The organism is Haemophilus parainfluenzae T3T1 (assembly GCF_000210895.1).
Lineage (GTDB): Bacteria > Pseudomonadota > Gammaproteobacteria > Enterobacterales > Pasteurellaceae > Haemophilus_D > Haemophilus_D parainfluenzae_A.
This window is the reverse complement of sequence record NC_015964.1, coordinates 718,819-734,547: the sequence shown is the minus strand read 5'-3', so window position 1 is coordinate 734,547 and position 15,729 is coordinate 718,819. Positions and strand designations below refer to the sequence as shown.

18 protein-coding genes are annotated in these 15,729 nt (G+C 40.7%); 10 read left to right on the top strand and 8 right to left on the bottom strand.

What is annotated here, in order from left to right; translation table 11 throughout:
- Nucleotides 1-86: 86 nt before the first annotated feature.
- The 5 genes from nlpD to truD are packed head-to-tail and all read right to left on the bottom strand — an operon-like array spanning nucleotide 87 to nucleotide 3,922.
- Nucleotides 87-1,304 (bottom strand): murein hydrolase activator NlpD, encoded by a 1,218-nt coding sequence (gene nlpD / locus PARA_RS03785; RefSeq protein WP_014064607.1) that lies wholly within the window; start codon nucleotides 1,302-1,304, stop codon nucleotides 87-89.
- A 23-nt stretch (nucleotides 1,305-1,327) separates the two neighbouring features.
- Nucleotides 1,328-1,516, bottom strand: a complete 189-nt coding sequence (locus tag PARA_RS03780) for a hypothetical protein (RefSeq protein ID WP_014064606.1) — start codon at nucleotides 1,514-1,516, stop codon at nucleotides 1,328-1,330.
- Nucleotides 1,517-1,532: 16 nt separating this feature from the next.
- Entirely contained in the window at nucleotides 1,533-2,108 is a 576-nt protein-coding gene (locus tag PARA_RS03775) for a YqaA family protein (protein WP_014064605.1), read from the bottom strand.
- A gap of 51 nt (nucleotides 2,109-2,159) precedes the next feature.
- Nucleotides 2,160-2,900 (bottom strand): 5'/3'-nucleotidase SurE, encoded by a 741-nt coding sequence (surE, locus tag PARA_RS03770; RefSeq protein ID WP_014064604.1) that lies wholly within the window; start codon nucleotides 2,898-2,900, stop codon nucleotides 2,160-2,162.
- On the bottom strand, nucleotides 2,900-3,922 hold the full coding sequence (truD, locus tag PARA_RS03765) for a tRNA pseudouridine(13) synthase TruD (RefSeq protein ID WP_014064603.1): 1,023 nt from the start codon (nucleotides 3,920-3,922) through the stop codon (nucleotides 2,900-2,902). The genes surE and truD overlap by 1 nt, the downstream gene beginning before the upstream one ends.
- A 206-nt stretch (nucleotides 3,923-4,128) precedes the next feature.
- Here truD and rraB point away from each other — a divergent pair, with 206 nt between their 5' ends.
- The 3 genes from rraB to slyD are packed head-to-tail and all read left to right on the top strand — an operon-like array spanning nucleotide 4,129 to nucleotide 6,009.
- Nucleotides 4,129-4,557 carry a ribonuclease E inhibitor RraB gene (gene rraB / locus PARA_RS03760; protein WP_014064602.1) on the top strand — a complete coding sequence of 143 codons (429 nt, stop codon included), beginning with the start codon at nucleotides 4,129-4,131 and terminating at the stop codon, nucleotides 4,555-4,557.
- Between the two features lie 58 nt (nucleotides 4,558-4,615).
- Nucleotides 4,616-5,326 (top strand): SIMPL domain-containing protein, encoded by a 711-nt coding sequence (locus tag PARA_RS03755; protein ID WP_014064601.1) that lies wholly within the window; start codon nucleotides 4,616-4,618, stop codon nucleotides 5,324-5,326.
- A gap of 44 nt (nucleotides 5,327-5,370) precedes the next feature.
- Nucleotides 5,371-6,009 (top strand): peptidylprolyl isomerase, encoded by a 639-nt coding sequence (slyD, locus tag PARA_RS03750; RefSeq protein ID WP_014064600.1) that lies wholly within the window; start codon nucleotides 5,371-5,373, stop codon nucleotides 6,007-6,009.
- Nucleotides 6,010-6,076: 67 nt separating this feature from the next.
- Here the strand turns inward: slyD and hslU are convergent, their stop codons facing one another.
- Nucleotides 6,077-7,411, bottom strand: a complete 1,335-nt coding sequence (hslU, locus tag PARA_RS03745; RefSeq protein ID WP_014064598.1) for an HslU--HslV peptidase ATPase subunit — start codon at nucleotides 7,409-7,411, stop codon at nucleotides 6,077-6,079.
- A 9-nt stretch (nucleotides 7,412-7,420) separates the two neighbouring features.
- Nucleotides 7,421-7,951, bottom strand: coding sequence for an ATP-dependent protease subunit HslV (gene hslV / locus PARA_RS03740; RefSeq protein WP_005695137.1), 531 nt, complete (start codon nucleotides 7,949-7,951; stop codon nucleotides 7,421-7,423).
- A gap of 218 nt (nucleotides 7,952-8,169) precedes the next feature.
- On the opposite strand from hslV, the gene aphA reads away from it, so the two are divergent.
- From aphA to PARA_RS03725, 3 genes are all read left to right on the top strand, one after another.
- Nucleotides 8,170-8,877 carry an acid phosphatase AphA gene (gene aphA / locus PARA_RS03735; protein ID WP_014064597.1) on the top strand — a complete coding sequence of 236 codons (708 nt, stop codon included), beginning with the start codon at nucleotides 8,170-8,172 and terminating at the stop codon, nucleotides 8,875-8,877.
- A 117-nt stretch (nucleotides 8,878-8,994) separates the two neighbouring features.
- Entirely contained in the window at nucleotides 8,995-10,605 is a 1,611-nt protein-coding gene (rmuC, locus tag PARA_RS03730) for a DNA recombination protein RmuC (protein ID WP_014064596.1), read from the top strand.
- Nucleotides 10,606-10,686: 81 nt separating this feature from the next.
- Complete coding sequence (locus PARA_RS03725; protein WP_014064595.1) at nucleotides 10,687-11,244, top strand: TIGR00645 family protein; 558 nt, start codon at nucleotides 10,687-10,689, stop codon at nucleotides 11,242-11,244.
- A 39-nt stretch (nucleotides 11,245-11,283) separates the two neighbouring features.
- Here the strand turns inward: PARA_RS03725 and hslR are convergent, their stop codons facing one another.
- Nucleotides 11,284-11,679, bottom strand: coding sequence for a ribosome-associated heat shock protein Hsp15 (gene hslR / locus PARA_RS03720; RefSeq protein WP_014064594.1), 396 nt, complete (start codon nucleotides 11,677-11,679; stop codon nucleotides 11,284-11,286).
- Nucleotides 11,680-11,743: 64 nt separating this feature from the next.
- On the opposite strand from hslR, the gene nudE reads away from it, so the two are divergent.
- From nudE to cysQ, 4 genes are all read left to right on the top strand, one after another.
- On the top strand, nucleotides 11,744-12,292 hold the full coding sequence (gene nudE / locus PARA_RS03715) for an ADP compounds hydrolase NudE (protein WP_014064593.1): 549 nt from the start codon (nucleotides 11,744-11,746) through the stop codon (nucleotides 12,290-12,292).
- A gap of 115 nt (nucleotides 12,293-12,407) precedes the next feature.
- Nucleotides 12,408-14,408 carry an OPT family oligopeptide transporter gene (locus PARA_RS03710; RefSeq protein ID WP_014064592.1) on the top strand — a complete coding sequence of 667 codons (2,001 nt, stop codon included), beginning with the start codon at nucleotides 12,408-12,410 and terminating at the stop codon, nucleotides 14,406-14,408.
- Nucleotides 14,409-14,458: 50 nt separating this feature from the next.
- The gene (locus PARA_RS03705) at nucleotides 14,459-14,863 is read left to right on the top strand and encodes a hypothetical protein (RefSeq protein ID WP_014064591.1); all 405 of its coding nucleotides are present in this window, start codon (nucleotides 14,459-14,461) and stop codon (nucleotides 14,861-14,863) included.
- Between the two features lie 9 nt (nucleotides 14,864-14,872).
- Nucleotides 14,873-15,679: a 3'(2'),5'-bisphosphate nucleotidase CysQ gene (gene cysQ, locus PARA_RS03700; RefSeq protein ID WP_014064590.1), complete on the top strand. Its 807-nt coding sequence runs from the start codon at nucleotides 14,873-14,875 to the stop codon at nucleotides 15,677-15,679.
- Nucleotides 15,680-15,729: the final 50 nt, after the last annotated feature.

Sequence of the window (15,729 nt, the reverse complement as noted above, 5' to 3'; positions counted from 1 at the left end):
CTTAGATTCTAAGCATTGAGAAAAAATTGGTAAGAGTATAACAAAAAGTGCGGTCATTTTTAACCGCACTTTTTTCTGTGAAAAGATTATCTTCTCGGTAAGTATCTAACTGGATCCACAGATTTACCTTTATAACGGATCTCGAAGTGAAGTTTCACAGCATTGGTTCCTGTGCTACCCATTTTCGCAATCTCTTGACCTGCTTTCACTTCTTGTTGATCGCTCACAAGGATCTTGTCGTTGTGCGCATAAGCACTTAAGAAATCATCGTTATGTTTGATGATGATTAAGTTACCATAGCCACGTAATGCGTTACCCGCATACACAACACGACCGTTCGCTGCCGCTTTAACGGCTTGACCGCGTGAACCACTGATATCAACCCCTTTGTTACCACCATCGGTATTAGAGAAACCTTGGATCACGTTACCTTGAGTTGGCCATTGCCATGCGATATTCGACGCAACTGGTGCCACAACATTCGCATTAACTGGTGTATTGTTTGTGGTTTCTACTTGTGTTGTCGTCGTTGCTGGTGTGCTAGGCGTATTGTTTGTGAAAACTGGTTTTGAAGGTTCACCGTTACCCACACCTGATTTAATAGGACCAATTACCGTACCATCAGAACCAATTTGTGTGCCATTTGCACCTGGTGTATAAGTCACTTCTGGCTCAGCAGGTGCCGCTGGTGCGGTAGTTTTCACTGGAACCGTTGTAGTGATTGTTTTTGTTGAACAATTTGAAATTTTTAATGTTTGACCCACGCTTAAGCTGTAAGGCTCTTTCATATTGTTCATGCTTGCCAAATCTTTTACGTCCATCCCCGTCAAGTAAGCGATTAAGAACATGGTGTCGCCTTTGTTTACTTTATAGGTGTTTCCTTTGTATGAACCTTTTTGAATTTGGCTGTAATCTGGTGCGTTCGTATTTGGATTACGTGGCACGTTGATTGCACCAGAGCTGGTACAATCAGAAACCGTTTTAGTTACCGTCTTAGTTTGCGGTTGAACCGGTGCTGGAGCAGGCTGTGGTTGAGTTGCTGCAGGCTGTTGTACCGGTTGATAAGTTGGTTGGAAACTTGGCTGTGGTGTTTGAGTTCCCGTTGGCACGCTGCCGCCCATTGTACTTGGCATGGTATTTTGTTGGATTTCTGGCTGCCATGTACCGCTAGAGTTATTATCGACAGGCTGCATTACACCTGGAGAAAGTGTGCCATCCACATTTTCAATTGGTGCAGGGCTATTTGAACTACAAGCCGTTAAAATAGCGATACTCACAGGGAGCAATAAAAACGATTTTTTCATTTATTCTTCCTTTAAAATTAAATTTATTTCATTTGATTTGGCATTGAATTCTTTTCAATTTCCGGCATAAAGCTACCACCGGCAACGGCTCCCGTTCCCTCTACTGGTTGCATAATACCATCTGGCAATGCGTCGGGATCTTGTTTTTTCGGCTCTCCCGTACAAGCTGAAACCAGCAATGCACTCGAGATAATAAAGAGTAATTTATTCATAAAAAAGGTCATCCTATTATTTTAAAATAATATAAATAATGACGGCTAAAGCAACGACACTCCAACCAATGACTTCAATGGATTTACGTAATTTCGCGGCGAATTTTTCTCCGCCCCATGCGGCCAGTTTTGCCACTAAAATAAAACGAGCAAAACGCGATACAAATGCGGTTATCACAAAGGGGATAAATGCCATTTGCATCACGCCGGCACAAATGGTGAAAACTTTATAAGGAATAGGACTAAAACCGGCAACAAAGACTACTAACACGCCCCATTCCTTAAACCACGCCATAGCTTGTTCCCAAGCGGCTTGGTAGCCCCATTGTTGAATATAACCTTGCACCCAATCAAAGGCATAATAGCCGATAGCATAACCAATCATTCCCCCCACTACTGAAGCGACCGCTGTATAAAGCGCAAAACGAAACGCACTTTTTGGCTTTGACATTGACATTGGAATCAACATCACATCGGGTGGAATTGGAAAGAAAATGGCCTCAATAAAACTTACAAAGGATAACCAAAACACGGCAAAGCGATGTTTTGACCATTGCATCGTTTTATCGTACATCGCACCAAAAATATTCATTCACTTATCCTTTATTGCTTCAATAGGGAAAATTCGTATCAAAATGGCACATTATTCACTTTCCAGCCAATCTTGTAAAGCAGCAATTGACTGATGAGCCGTAAGATCTGCTTGAATTGGCGTAATGGAAACATAACCATTTTTTACTGCATGGAAATCTGTGCCTTCACCATCATATTCTGGCAAGCCTGACGGACCAATCCAATAGATATTTTCGCCACGAGGATCTTCTTGTTTAATCACTTCGGCCGCAGATGTGCGATAGCCTAAATGACAGACTTTAATGCCTTTAAGTTCTTCATAGGGCAAGTCTGGCACATTGATATTGATCACTTCTCGTTTATTCAATAATTGAGGATGTAATTTCGGAATTAAATCACACACCACGCGAGCGGCTGTTTCATAATGCTGACGACCATCTAAAGAGACGGCAATGGCTGGCAATCCTAAATGACGCCCTTCCAATGCAGCGGCGAGGGTGCCAGAATAAATTGTATCATCCCCCATATTGCAACCCGCATTAATACCAGACACCACAAGATCCACTTGACCAGATAAAAAACCATTTAAAGCCAAATGCACACAATCTGCGGGGGTGCCATTCACGCAGTAATCACCGCAATCTAAATGACGAGGGCGAAGCGGCTCAACAAGTGTTAATGAACTTGATGCCGCGCTACGATTACGATCAGGCGCGACGATCACCACATCGGCAATTTTTCGTAATTCTTTTGCTAAAACTTGAATCCCTTCGGCGTGAAAACCGTCATCATTGCTGACTAAAATTCGCATTATTCTTCTTCCTTAATATTCACTAACTCTCGCACCAATGCAGTGGCATAACTCCCTGCCGGTAAATAAAATGAGAGCTTCAATCCTTCTTCAACAAACGTCCAATGGAAATCTTTTGCCTGCATTAATAAAGGGCGGCGAGCGGGTTTCATTCTCTCTTGTTTCATTAACTCTTGGAAAACCTGATGTTCCAAAACCACTTTATTTTCAACCGCACTTGCAGATAAATTTTCTTCGCCAATTAAAGGCGCGGTGAGCAAAATATCTTGCTCGTTCAAACGTTGCTGTAAAACCGCTAAATCTTCATTTTCATCAGCCTTAAACCAACTGTGCGATCCATTTAACTGTACAATATCGTCTCTTAGAACCTGATCTGCCACATTTTGTTCAATTCGTTCTGCCACAACTAAATTAAAAATTTCGCTGCGAGCGGCGGAAAGATAAAAACTGCGTTTTTTACGATCTTTGACCTTAATCTCCCCTTTCGCCCAACGAATCGCTTGAGTCAGATTATGCCCATCACGCCCAAAACGTTGTTCAGTGAAGTAGTTAGGGAAACCGTATTTCGCCACAAAATTTAAGCGTTCATTCAACTCATCACTTTCTTTTGCACCGCGCAATAAAATCTCGAAGGTATTTCCTTGAAGACTCCCCGTACGAATTTTACGATTGTGGCGAGTAACGTCTAAAATCTCGACACCTTCTAATTGAAATTGGCTAAAATCTGGCGTTTCCTTTCCCGGCATTTGCAAACAAAACCATTGTTCGGTGATGCCATGACGATCTTTCAAACCGGCATACCCCATATTTCGATCAGAAATACCCGCAAACTTGGCAAGTTTTTCGCCCACAAACAACGTATTACAATCCGTTTTACGGATTTTTACCGCCACAAATTCGCCTTCGCCTGACATTTCATAGCCAAGATCTTCTTTAACGATAAAATCAGCAAACTCTTGCTTTAAAAGTGCGGTTGATTTTGGCGGTGTTTTTAAGGTGAAATAAGGGAGATGTTTGACCATTTTTTTCGTTCTAAAATAAGAAAGCCCAACTTTTTTCGCTGCAATAAATAGCGTGATCAGCTGGGCATGTTAAGCACAATTTATTCGCGCAGAATTTTAACCTTTCCTCCCCGTCAAGGCAAACTGAAATGAGCATAAATTTTTAGCGACATTTTCATCTTTATCCCCTACAATGACCGCACTTTTTCTGACAAAAGGAATGCCTTATGACGAACTTTAACGAACTTCAAGAAGAAACCCGTGAAATCATTACAGATTTATTAAATGACGGCAGCGATCCGGATGCCCTTTATATTATCGAACATCACATCGCTCATTATGATTTTGATACCTTAGAAAAAATTGCCGTGGATGCTTTCAAAGCAGGCTATGAAGTGTCAGAAGCAGAAGAATTCGAAGATGAAAATGGCAAGGTGATTTTCTGTTTTGATATCATCAGTGAAGTGGAATTAAAATCCGAAATTATCGATGCACAACAAAAAGAAATTTTACCATTAGTGGAAAAATACAAAGGCATTTATGATGGCTGGGGCACGTATTTTGAAGATCCGAATGCGGAAGATGATGAATACGGCGATGATGGCGAATTTTTCGATGACGAAGATGTCGAAGACGACAACGAACGTTTACATTAATAATGTGGGGGGAGTTAATCGCCCTTAATTTTTATCTTACCCAAATAGGAATGAAAAAATGAAACTCAAAGCACTTTCTCTTGCATTACTTGCCTTACCTATCGCTTCTTTTGCAGAAGAACCCGTACCGAATTATCCAGCTGATGTAACCTTTACTGTTGAAGCAGAAAAAGCAGTAGAACGTGATTTATTGCAAGTCTCCCTTTTTTACCAAGCGGAAGGCAATGATTTATCCGCGCTCAATAAAACCATGGCAGAAAAAATGAATAAAGCCATTGAATTAGCGAAAGCACAGAGCTCGGTCGAAATTACTGATAATTCTCGTAATACCATGGTTCGTTACGATAATAAAGGCAAACAGCAAGGTTGGATTGCGCATGCAGGATTAACCTTAGAAAGTAAAGACTCTCAAGCATTATCAACATTAGTAAATGAACTAGATGGCGTATTGGCCATTGCTCAGGTCAATGCCTCTGTTTCTCGTGAAAAATTAAGTAGTTTAGAAAATGAATTAACCAAAGAAGCTTTAGCAAAACTTAAAGATAAAGCACTCTTAGTTCAAGAATCCTTGCAGGTGAAAGGTTATCGCATACAGAACCTTGAAATTTCCTCAGCTAATGATTCAGTCGCTGATTTCCGCCCTTATGCTGCAGCCGAACTAAGCTCTAAAAGTTTATACTCGAGTGGGAAAGATGAAACTTACACTCAAAGTGGCAAAGAGAAAATTAAAGTCAGTGTGAATGCGCGAATTGCATTGCTTAAAGAATAATTTTCTATACAATGAATGACGATTTTTTTAATAAGGAAAACAATATGAAAGTAGCAAAAAATACGGTTGTGAGTATCGCTTACCAAGTACGTACTCAAGACGGTGTATTAGTTGATGAAGCTCCAGCAAATCAACCATTAGAATATTTACAAGGCCACAATAACTTAATCATTGGTCTTGAAAATGCCTTAGAAGGTAAAGAAGTTGGCGACAAATTTGAAGTTCGTGTTCAACCAGAAGAAGGCTACGGCGAATACAATGAAAACATGGTTCAACGTGTACCAAAAGATGTATTCCAAGGTGTAGATGAAGTGGTGGTTGGTATGCGTTTCTTAGCAGATACAGATATCGGCCCAGTTCCTGTTGTGATCACTGAAGTGGATGGCGATGAAGTGGTGGTTGATGGTAACCACATGTTAGCGGGTCAAGAATTACACTTCACTGTTGAGGTTGTTGGCATCCGTGAAGCAACATTAGAAGAAATTGCTCACGGTCACGTGCATGGTGCACACGATCATCACCACCATCACGATGATGAAGATGGTCATGGTTGTGGTTGCGGCGGTCACGGTCATCACCACCATGATCACGATCATGGACACGGCGGTTGCTGTGGCGGTGGTCATCATCACGATCATGATCACGGACACGGTCATGGCGGCTGTGGTTGCGGCGGTCACTAATCTTCATTTAAGAGATAAAAAAAGTGCGGTTAAAAATAACCGCACTTTTTCTTTATCTAAACTTTCATTACAGAATGAATCGACTTAAATCTTCGTTTTCAATCACTTCGCCTAATGCCTCACTCACATAAGCTGCGTCGATATTAACAGTTTGACCGTCCATTTCACTCGCATCAAATGAGATTTTATCCATTAAACGTTCCATCACGGTATGTAAACGTCTTGCACCGATATTCTCTGTTTTCTCATTCACACGGAAGGCGGCTTCAGCAATCTTCTTAATGGCATCTTGTGTAAACTCAATGCTCACACCTTCTGTTGCCATGAGCGCTTTATATTGCTCCGTTAAAGACGCATTTGGCTCAGTTAGAATACGCTCAAAATCCTCTGCCGTTAATGCTGATAATTCAACACGAATCGGCAAACGACCTTGCAACTCTGGGATTAAATCCGATGGACGCGCCACTTGGAAGGCACCCGATGCAATAAAGAGAATATGATCAGTTTTTACCATCCCGTGTTTGGTATTCACCGTTGAGCCCTCCACTAATGGTAATAAGTCACGTTGCACACCTTCACGAGAAACATCCGCACCACTGTATTCGCCTTTTTTACAGATCTTGTCAATCTCATCAATAAACACGATACCGTTTTGCTCAACTGCATCAATGGCTTTTTGCTTCAATTCTTCCGGATTAATCAATTTGGCCGCTTCATCGTCAATTAAGGTTTTTAATGCATCCTTAATTTTCATTTTGCGTTTTTTGGTTTTATCCGACCCCAGACTTTGGAACATGGATTGCAACTGATTCGTCATTTCTTCCATGCCTGGAGGCGCCATGATTTCTACGCCCATTGAAACGCCCGCAGACACATCAATTTCGATTTCTTTATCGTCTAATTGCCCTTCACGTAATTTTTTACGGAACGCTTGGCGAGTGCTACTGTTGGTGTCGTGGTTTTCGACTTCACCCCATTGATTTTTCGGTGGAGGCAATAATGCATCTAAAATACGATCTTCCGCTGCATCTTCTGCTTTCGCACGATTTTTCGCAATTTCTTGTTGGCGAACTAATTTCATCGCACTGTCCGTTAAATCACGGATAATGGAATCCACTTCTTTCCCCACATAGCCCACTTCGGTGAACTTGGTCGCTTCCACTTTAATGAATGGCGCATTGGCTAATTTTGCAAGACGACGCGCAATCTCGGTTTTACCCACACCCGTTGGCCCAATCATTAAAATATTTTTAGGCGTCACTTCATGACGAAGTGGCTCTTGTAACTGCATTCTTCTCCAACGGTTACGTAATGCGATTGCAACCGCTCTTTTCGCCTCTTTTTGGCCGATAATATGTTGATCTAATTCGGAAACAATTTCACGAGGGGTCATTTCAGACATAATTTTTCCTTATTTATTCGGTAATTCTTCGATAGTGAAATTTGTATTGGTAAACACGCAAATATCACCGGCAATTTTTAAAGATTTTTCCACAATTTCACGAGCTGATAAATCGGTATTTTCCACCAACGCACGGGCTGCCGATAATGCATAATTACCGCCAGAACCAATGGCTAAAATCTGATCGGCTTCCGGTTGCACCACATCACCAATACCGGTAATGATTAAACTTTCTTTTTCATCCGCCACAATCAGCATCGCTTCTAACTTGCGTAACGCACGATCGGTTCGCCAATCTTTGGCTAATTCCACGGCGGCTTTTAACAAATGCCCTTGATGCATTTCTAATTTTCGCTCAAATAATTCAAATAAGGTGAACGCATCCGCTGTTCCGCCTGCGAAACCGGCTAGAACTTTGCCATTATATAAACGGCGTACTTTACGGGCATTCCCTTTCATGACGGTATTGCCTAATGAAACCTGTCCATCGCCCCCAACAACCACTTGGCCATTACGACGTACGCTTACAATTGTTGTCATTCTTTTTATCCTTCTTTTAAGAAAAGTTATTCGTTATATGGCGTTCGATTCCGCCAAATTCAAGGGGTAATTTTTTTGATGCTTTATTAAACAATCATCTCAAAAAAATGTGATAAAGATCACTTTTTTAAATAGCAAACGATTGCTATCATTTCACACCCATATTTTAAAAGGATATGATTTGTTACAAGTAAAACAAACTACTTAATGAGGAAAACATGAAAAATTTACTTAAACTTTCTGCCATTGCAATTTTAGCGGCAAGTGCAGTCTCTACTTTTGCATCAAACAAAGAACCTTACACTGAACAAGGTACGAATGCTCGTGAAATGACAGAGCAAAAACCGATTCACTGGATCTCTGTTGAGCAGTTGAAAAAAGAATTAGAAGGCAAAGCACCCATTAATGTGAGCTTCGACATTGATGATACTGTACTTTTCAGTAGCCCTTGTTTCTACCACGGCCAAGAAAAATACTCACCAGGTAAAAATGATTACTTAAAAAATCAAGATTTCTGGAATGAAGTGAATGCAGGTTGTGACCAATATTCCATTCCAAAACAAATTGCGGTGGATTTAATTAATATGCACCAAGCACGTGGTGACCAAATTTATTTTATTACCGGTCGTACAGCTGGCGATAAAGATGGTGTGACACCTGTGCTACAAAAAGCCTTTAATATTAAAGATATGCACCCTGTAGAATTCATGGGCGGTCGCAAACTTCCAACTAAATATAACAAAACACCGGGTATTATTGAGCACAAAGTGAGTATTCACTATGGTGACAGCGATGACGATATCCTAGCCGCAAAAGAAGCAGGTATTCGTGGTATTCGTTTAATGCGTGCAGCAAACTCTACTTACCAACCAATGCCAACCCTTGGTGGCTACGGTGAAGAAGTATTGATTAACTCAAACTACTAATCTTCCTAAAAAAGTGCGGTTATTTTTGACCGCACTTTTCTTACCTAATTAACAATCTTAATTTTTAAAAAGTTTCTGGGAATATGCTAAAATTTTTCTGTATCCAGGAGCCTATTTATGTCAGAACTCACCTCTAATCAATATTTAATCATCATTGCCGTGCTGGTTTTTATCAGTATTGTGATGCTTTTTCTATTAAGCCGCAGCAAACGAGATACGCAAGAATTACAACAAGATCTCAATAAAACTATCGGCGATTACAATCAATTAGCGGAGCGTTTTGATTCTTTAAATGCGGTCAAAAATCAATTAGAACAGCAAGCCGTTAAAGCACAAACTCATGCAGAAGGTTTGCAAACTCGCCTTAATGAACGTGATGAAAAAATCCAATATTTAGAAAAAGAATTAGATGAAGAGCAACTCCGTTACGATCAAATTGGCGGGCAAATCACCGCATTAAAAGAACGTTTTGGGATAGCATCTGCACAAGCCGAAAGCTTGCAAGGGCAATTACAACAAGCTCAGGAAAATCTACTTAGAAAAGAACAAGAGCAGCAAAAAACGCAGGAAAAATTGACCGCACTTTCACAAGAATTAACGGAGCTCAAAACCACCCTTTCCGAAAAAGAAAAACATTTTGCTGAACAGCAACAGCATATTGAGCAATCCAAACAACAGCTAGGCGTGGAATTCCAAAATCTGGCCAACCGTATTTTGGAAGAAAAAAGCCAATCCTTTAATCAAACCAATCAAACCGCATTGGAAACCTTGTTGAAGCCTTTCCGTGAACAAATCGAAGGCTTTCAAAAACGAGTCAATGAAATCCATTCGGAATCGGTGAAAGGCAATGCGGGTTTAGAAGCGGAAATCAAAAAGGTGTTGGAAATTGGCTTAAACATGTCGAAAGAAGCCAATAATTTAACCTCTGCACTAAAAGGAGAAAAGAAAACCTTAGGTAACTGGGGAGAAGTGCAACTTGAGCGCGCACTTCAGTTGGCTGGTTTAATTGAGAACGTGCATTACAGTGCACAAGCGCATTTTAAAGATGAGCAAGGCGGACGAAACTATCCTGATTTTGTGCTGAATCTGCCCGATGAGAAAAATATCATCATTGATAGCAAAATGTCATTGAATGCTTATGAAAGTGCGGTCAATTCTGAGGATGAATTTGAACGTGAGCGTTTACTAAGGGAGCATATTAAAGCCCTGAAAAATCACATTGATGACTTGCACCGCAAGGATTACAGCAATTTGATTGGCATGCGCAGCCCTAATTTTGTCTTGATGTTCATCGCAGTGGAACCCGCTTATATTGAAGCCTTAAAATTAGACCCAAGTCTGTTTAATTATGGCTATGAGAAAAATGTCATTATGGTTTCACACACGACTCTCATGCCAATTTTGCGTACTGTGGCGAATTTGTGGCGTATCGAACGAGGTAATGCTGAGGCTAAAGAAATCGCGGAAAAAGCAGGTGAAATTTACAACCAGATTTGCTTGGTGGCCGAACGCTTAAACAAACTAGGCAACACCCTTTCCACTGTGAGCAATCAATACAACAGCACCGTCACCGCCCTTGTGGGACAACAAGGTTTAGTGGGGAAAGTGGAACGCTTTAAAGACTTGTCAGCGAAAGCTAACAAGAGTATGCCAAACGTTGAGTTGCTCAATAATGACGTGGATTTAACGCGCCTATCCCTTATCACTACCGAGAATGAGGTAAAATAAAAAACATCGGTTGAATTTTTCTTTAAAAGCGGCTATTTTCTTGCCGCTTTTTTATTTTAATTTTTATTTGTGGGGAATTTTATGGCAACGGAACAAAAAGAAATCACGGATCCATGTGCAAAATATAATGAACAAACCACTTTTCTAAGCAAAACGATTTTTGCAAGTCGTTGGTTACAAGTACCTATTTACTTAGGTCTAATTGTTGTACAAGGCATCTATGCCTACAAGTTTATGAAAAACTTGTGGTATCTCATCACCAATGTTAATGAAATGGATGCAGACACCATTATGCTCGCCGTACTCAATCTCATTGATGTGGTGATGATTGCTAACTTATTGGTGATGGTGACATTAGGCGGTTATGAGATTTTCGTATCAAAACTACGCACGAAAAACCACCCTGATCAACCTGAATGGATGAGCCATGTGAATGCGACTGTGCTGAAAGTCAAACTTTCTATGTCAATTATCAGCATTTCCTCGATTCACTTATTGCAAACCTTTGTGAATGCCTCAAAAATTCCTGAAAAAACAATTATGTGGGAAGTGATTATTCATTTTTCTTTTTTGATTTCGGCAATTGCAATGGCTTATACCGACAAAATCCTATACAGTACAAGTCACAAAAACCATTAATACACAAAGTGCGGTCAAAATTGACCGCACTTTTGTTTTTTAGAACTCATCTTGGTGTTTAAATTTCAATAAATCTCGACGTTCTTTTTTGTTTGGACGACGATCAGGATGTGGCATCGAAAGTGCATTATTTTTTCTTGCCCATGCCATTTCCTCGCGTTTTTTCACACTCTGTGCCGTTTCTTGATAAAGCAATTGGGCTTCAGGGGCGCCACGGCGTTGATCGCTTAAAGCAATCACTTCAATTTCTTTTTCATCGTTGCCTTGACGTAGCTTAATCATAGCACCGACTTCTACATTTTTGCTTACTTTTGCACGTTGGCCATTGTAATGAACTTTGCCCCCTTCAATCATTGCTTTCGCAATGCTACGAGTTTTATAAAAACGCGCCGCCCAAAGCCATTTATCTAATCGTACTTCGTTATTTTCAGCCATAACTCTTCCTATTTCTCTCACTTTGCGTATGATGAGCCAATAACAAGATAATAGGGCTAATATCATGAAAAAACAACTTCCACACATTCTCTCCCTTTCCACCGTGGCAAAATCCCGCTTGTTTGAAATTCAAGCTGTCGATCTCAAATTCTCCAATGGAATTGACCGCACTTATGAACGTTTTCGCCCTTTCAATCGAGATTCCGTGATGGTGATTGCGATTGATGGCGAAGATTTACTTCTTGTTCGTGAATACGCGGTCGGAACAGAACAATATGAGTTAGGCTTTGTAAAAGGTGGAATGGATATGGGGGAAATGCCCGAACAAAGTGCCAATCGAGAATTACAGGAAGAAATTGGCTTCGGCGCAAAAAAATGGACATTTTTACGTACCATGAAAATCAATCCACAAATTATGGGGCATAAAATGCACGTTTTATTAGGCGAAGATCTGTATCCAAATCAACTAGAAGGGGATGAGCCTGAACCATTAGAAATCGTGCGTTATCCTTTATCGCAACTTGATGCACTTTTGGTCAGTGATGAATTTAATGAGGCAAGAAACCTAACCGCACTTTATACTTTGCGAGATTATTTAAAAAAACGTAAATAAATCGAAGAAATTTAGATAAATTCTAATCGCAAGCGATTAACTTTAAATAAAACTTGAATAATTATTCTTTTTTTGAGAATGTATAGTCATTTTTCAAAAATAAATAGGAAAATTTATGTCTCATGATAATTTAAAAGAATTGACCTTCCGAGGAATGTTCCTTGGGGCGTTAATTACAGTGATCTTCACTGCATCTAACGTTTATTTGGGTCTTAAAGTGGGGATGACTTTCGCCTCCTCCATTCCAGCTGCCGTAATCTCTATGGCAATTTTAAAATTCTTCAAGGATTCCAGTATCTTAGAAAATAACATGGTGCAAACCCAGGCTTCATCAGCGGGGACATTATCTTCTGTTATTTTCGTTCTTCCAGGTCTATTAATGATGGGTTACTGGCAGGAATTCCCATTCTGGCAAACTGTACTTATCTGTGCCTCTGGCGGTACGTTGGGCGTACTATTCACTATTCCATTACGTCGTGCGATGGTGGTAAACAGCGACTTACCTTACCCTGAAGGTGTGGCTGCGGCTGAAATCTTAAAAGCAGGCAATAATGAGGAAAGTGACAGCGGCGTAAAAGATATTGCTTACGGTGGTATTTTCGCGGGAACTGTTGCGTTCTTAACTAATGCATTACGTGTCATGTCTGACAGCGCAAGCGCATGGTTCTCTAACGGTAAAGCCGTTTTCCAATTACCGATGGGTTTCTCTCTTGCCTTAGTGGGTGCGGGTTACTTAATTGGTATCGTAGGCGGTCTTGCGATGTTATTTGGTACATTCCTCGCTTGGGGTGTGGCTGTGCCTTATTTCACCGCAACAGGTGATATGCCAACCGACGCGTCAATCGTGAGCTATGCGATGACCGAATGGAAAACCAAAGTTCGCTTTATTGGTGTGGGTACTATCGGTATTGCAGCGATTTGGACATTATTAATCCTTCTCAAACCAATGATTGAAGGGATGGTTCATTCTTTCCGTATGTTAAAAGGCTCACAAGCTGAATCAGAAAATCGTATTGATATCGACTTATCACCAAAAACCATTATTTATATTTTATTGGCGACTGTCGTATTAATCGTGATTTCCTTATATCACTTCGTTGCAGCGGCACCAATTTCTGCTGAACTTGCCGTGTTATTAGTGGTGGTTTGTACTCTACTTGCGGTGTTAATTGGTTTCTTCGTTGCAGCGGCATCTGGTTATATGGCGGGATTAGTGGGTTCATCTTCAAGCCCAATTTCAGGTATCGGGATTATTTCCGTTATCGTCATTTCACTTGTTTTAGTGACCATTGGTAAAAGCAGTGGCTTATTTGAAACGGTAGACGGTCAAAAATTCTTAACCGCATTGACCTTATTCACGGCATCTATCGTATTAACCACTGCAACTATTTCAAACGATAACTTACAAGACTTAAAAACCGGTCTTTTAGTTGAAGCAACCCCTTGGAGACAGCAGGTTGCGTTAATCATTGGTTGTTTCGTTGGTGCACTAGTGATTGCACCGGTATTAGAAATTTTATACCACGCTTATGGCTTCACGGGGGCATTACCACGTCCAGACATGGATCCAGCACAAGCACTTTCAGCGCCACAAGCGACCATTATGACCACTATTTCAAAAGGTATTTTCACCAATCAATTAGAATGGACTTACATTTTAAGTGGTGTAGGTTTGGGTGTGGTATTAATCATTATTGATGCGCTTATGCGTAAAACGAGTAACAGCCGCTTCGCGCTACCAGTATTAGCAGTCGGTATTGGTATTTACCTTCCACCATCAATCAATATGCCGGTTGTGGTCGGTGCAGTGATGGCATGGCTTCTCACACGCAATATTAAGCGCTACGCAAAACGCACTAATGATACAGAAGTGGAGAAAAAAGCAGAACGTTTCGGTACGCTTTTCGCGGCAGGTTTAATTGTCGGTGAAAGTTTAATGGGCGTTATCTTAGCCTTCATTATTGCGGCATCTGTGACATCAGGTGGTTCTGAAGCACCATTAGCCTTAGCATTAGAAAACTGGGATAATATAGGCGAATTACTCGGTCTTGCCGTGTTTATCTTCGGTGTCTTTATTTTCGTTTCTCGTGTATTACGTGCGAAGAAATCAAAATAATGGATGAAAATAGGCTGTCCTCGGATAGCCTATTTTTCTAGGAGCTTAAGGTGTCAACTCAATCCCCTTATTTAAAAGCGATTATTATCTTCCCACTAGTTACGCAGCTGATAGGCAGTGTTATCGCTTATGTCCTTTTCGACCTAGACGACTACAGAGAAGGTTATTTCGACTCTGCGTTATTTGGTTTCTTTCTGACATTTTGGCCTCTCACTGTTCCGGCAATAATCAATGCTTACGTTGCCAAATGCAGAGGCTATCTACGCCATCACTGGAAGAAAATTCTCCTTTTTTCATTTATCATTATTTTTTGTTATTGGAGTATCGGTAATGTCGTGATCGCACCAAATACAAAATACCTCACTGACCGTATATCCTTCATCTTAGGCGGATCTTCCATCATGGCAATCTATACGACAATTTTCCTCTCCTTGTTATTACCGAAATCAAAGTAGAGAATAAATATGCAATTATCTCAATCTCTTCTCGATCAAGTCCGCACGCTTGCCAATGAAGCAGGAAAACATTTGGCTCGTTTTTACCAACAGGATGTGGCAATACAAACCAAATCGGATAACACACCTGTCACAGAGGCGGATTTATTTGTCAGTCAGTTTTTAATCGAAAAACTGACCGCACTTTTCCCCGATATTCCTGTTCTTTCAGAGGAAAACTGCAATATCCCCTTTGAAAAACGCCAAACTTGGCAAACCTATTGGTTGATCGATCCCCTTGATGGCACACAGCAATTTATTGATCGTACGGATCAATTTTCCGTTTTGATTACACTCGTACAAAATCATCAACCTGTACTGGGGGTTATTCACTTCCCTATTTTGGATATTACCTATTACGCCATGAAAGGTTTCGGCGCATTCAAACAGAGTGACAAAGAGATAAAAACCTTACAACCACGAAAAATCGATCTTACTCAACCGTTAAAAATCGCCGTAGGCGCCACCACCTCACAAGAAAAAGTGCGGTCAATTTTAGCGAAGAATTTGGCATGCGAATTTACGGTAGTTGGTTCGAGTAGTTTGAAAAGCGGTTTGGTCGCAGAAGGGGCGGTTGATTGCTATGTTCGCCTCGGTAAAACCGGCGAATGGGACACCGCGGGCGCTGAAATTTTATTAGCTGAAATCAATGGGGGAATTTTCGATCCACAATTTCAGCCACTCACCTATAACCAGCGTGAAAGTTTAATTAATCCAAACTTTGTGATGGTGTCAGATAATACACAAAATTGGGCATCTGTCTTTCAATTTAATTGATTGGTTCGATTGGTAAAGTGCAGTAATATATTGCATTATTTAAAAACACT

Excerpts from the sequence above, each read along its gene's own strand:
- nlpD (WP_014064607.1), bottom strand. The coding sequence starts at position 1,304 with ATGAAAAAATCGTTTTTATTGCTCCCTGTGAGTATCGCTATTTTAACG.
- PARA_RS03780 (WP_014064606.1), bottom strand. The coding sequence starts at position 1,516 with ATGAATAAATTACTCTTTATTATCTCGAGTGCATTGCTGGTTTCAGCT.
- PARA_RS03775 (WP_014064605.1), bottom strand. The coding sequence starts at position 2,108 with ATGAATATTTTTGGTGCGATGTACGATAAAACGATGCAATGGTCAAAA.
- surE (WP_014064604.1), bottom strand. The coding sequence starts at position 2,900 with ATGCGAATTTTAGTCAGCAATGATGACGGTTTTCACGCCGAAGGGATT.
- truD (WP_014064603.1), bottom strand. The coding sequence starts at position 3,922 with ATGGTCAAACATCTCCCTTATTTCACCTTAAAAACACCGCCAAAATCA.
- rraB (WP_014064602.1), top strand. The coding sequence starts at position 4,129 with ATGACGAACTTTAACGAACTTCAAGAAGAAACCCGTGAAATCATTACA.
- PARA_RS03755 (WP_014064601.1), top strand. The coding sequence starts at position 4,616 with ATGAAACTCAAAGCACTTTCTCTTGCATTACTTGCCTTACCTATCGCT.
- slyD (WP_014064600.1), top strand. The coding sequence starts at position 5,371 with ATGAAAGTAGCAAAAAATACGGTTGTGAGTATCGCTTACCAAGTACGT.
- hslU (WP_014064598.1), bottom strand. The coding sequence starts at position 7,411 with ATGTCTGAAATGACCCCTCGTGAAATTGTTTCCGAATTAGATCAACAT.
- hslV (WP_005695137.1), bottom strand. The coding sequence starts at position 7,951 with ATGACAACAATTGTAAGCGTACGTCGTAATGGCCAAGTGGTTGTTGGG.
- aphA (WP_014064597.1), top strand. The coding sequence starts at position 8,170 with ATGAAAAATTTACTTAAACTTTCTGCCATTGCAATTTTAGCGGCAAGT.
- rmuC (WP_014064596.1), top strand. The coding sequence starts at position 8,995 with ATGTCAGAACTCACCTCTAATCAATATTTAATCATCATTGCCGTGCTG.
- PARA_RS03725 (WP_014064595.1), top strand. The coding sequence starts at position 10,687 with ATGGCAACGGAACAAAAAGAAATCACGGATCCATGTGCAAAATATAAT.
- hslR (WP_014064594.1), bottom strand. The coding sequence starts at position 11,679 with ATGGCTGAAAATAACGAAGTACGATTAGATAAATGGCTTTGGGCGGCG.
- nudE (WP_014064593.1), top strand. The coding sequence starts at position 11,744 with ATGAAAAAACAACTTCCACACATTCTCTCCCTTTCCACCGTGGCAAAA.
- PARA_RS03710 (WP_014064592.1), top strand. The coding sequence starts at position 12,408 with ATGTCTCATGATAATTTAAAAGAATTGACCTTCCGAGGAATGTTCCTT.
- cysQ (WP_014064590.1), top strand. The coding sequence starts at position 14,873 with ATGCAATTATCTCAATCTCTTCTCGATCAAGTCCGCACGCTTGCCAAT.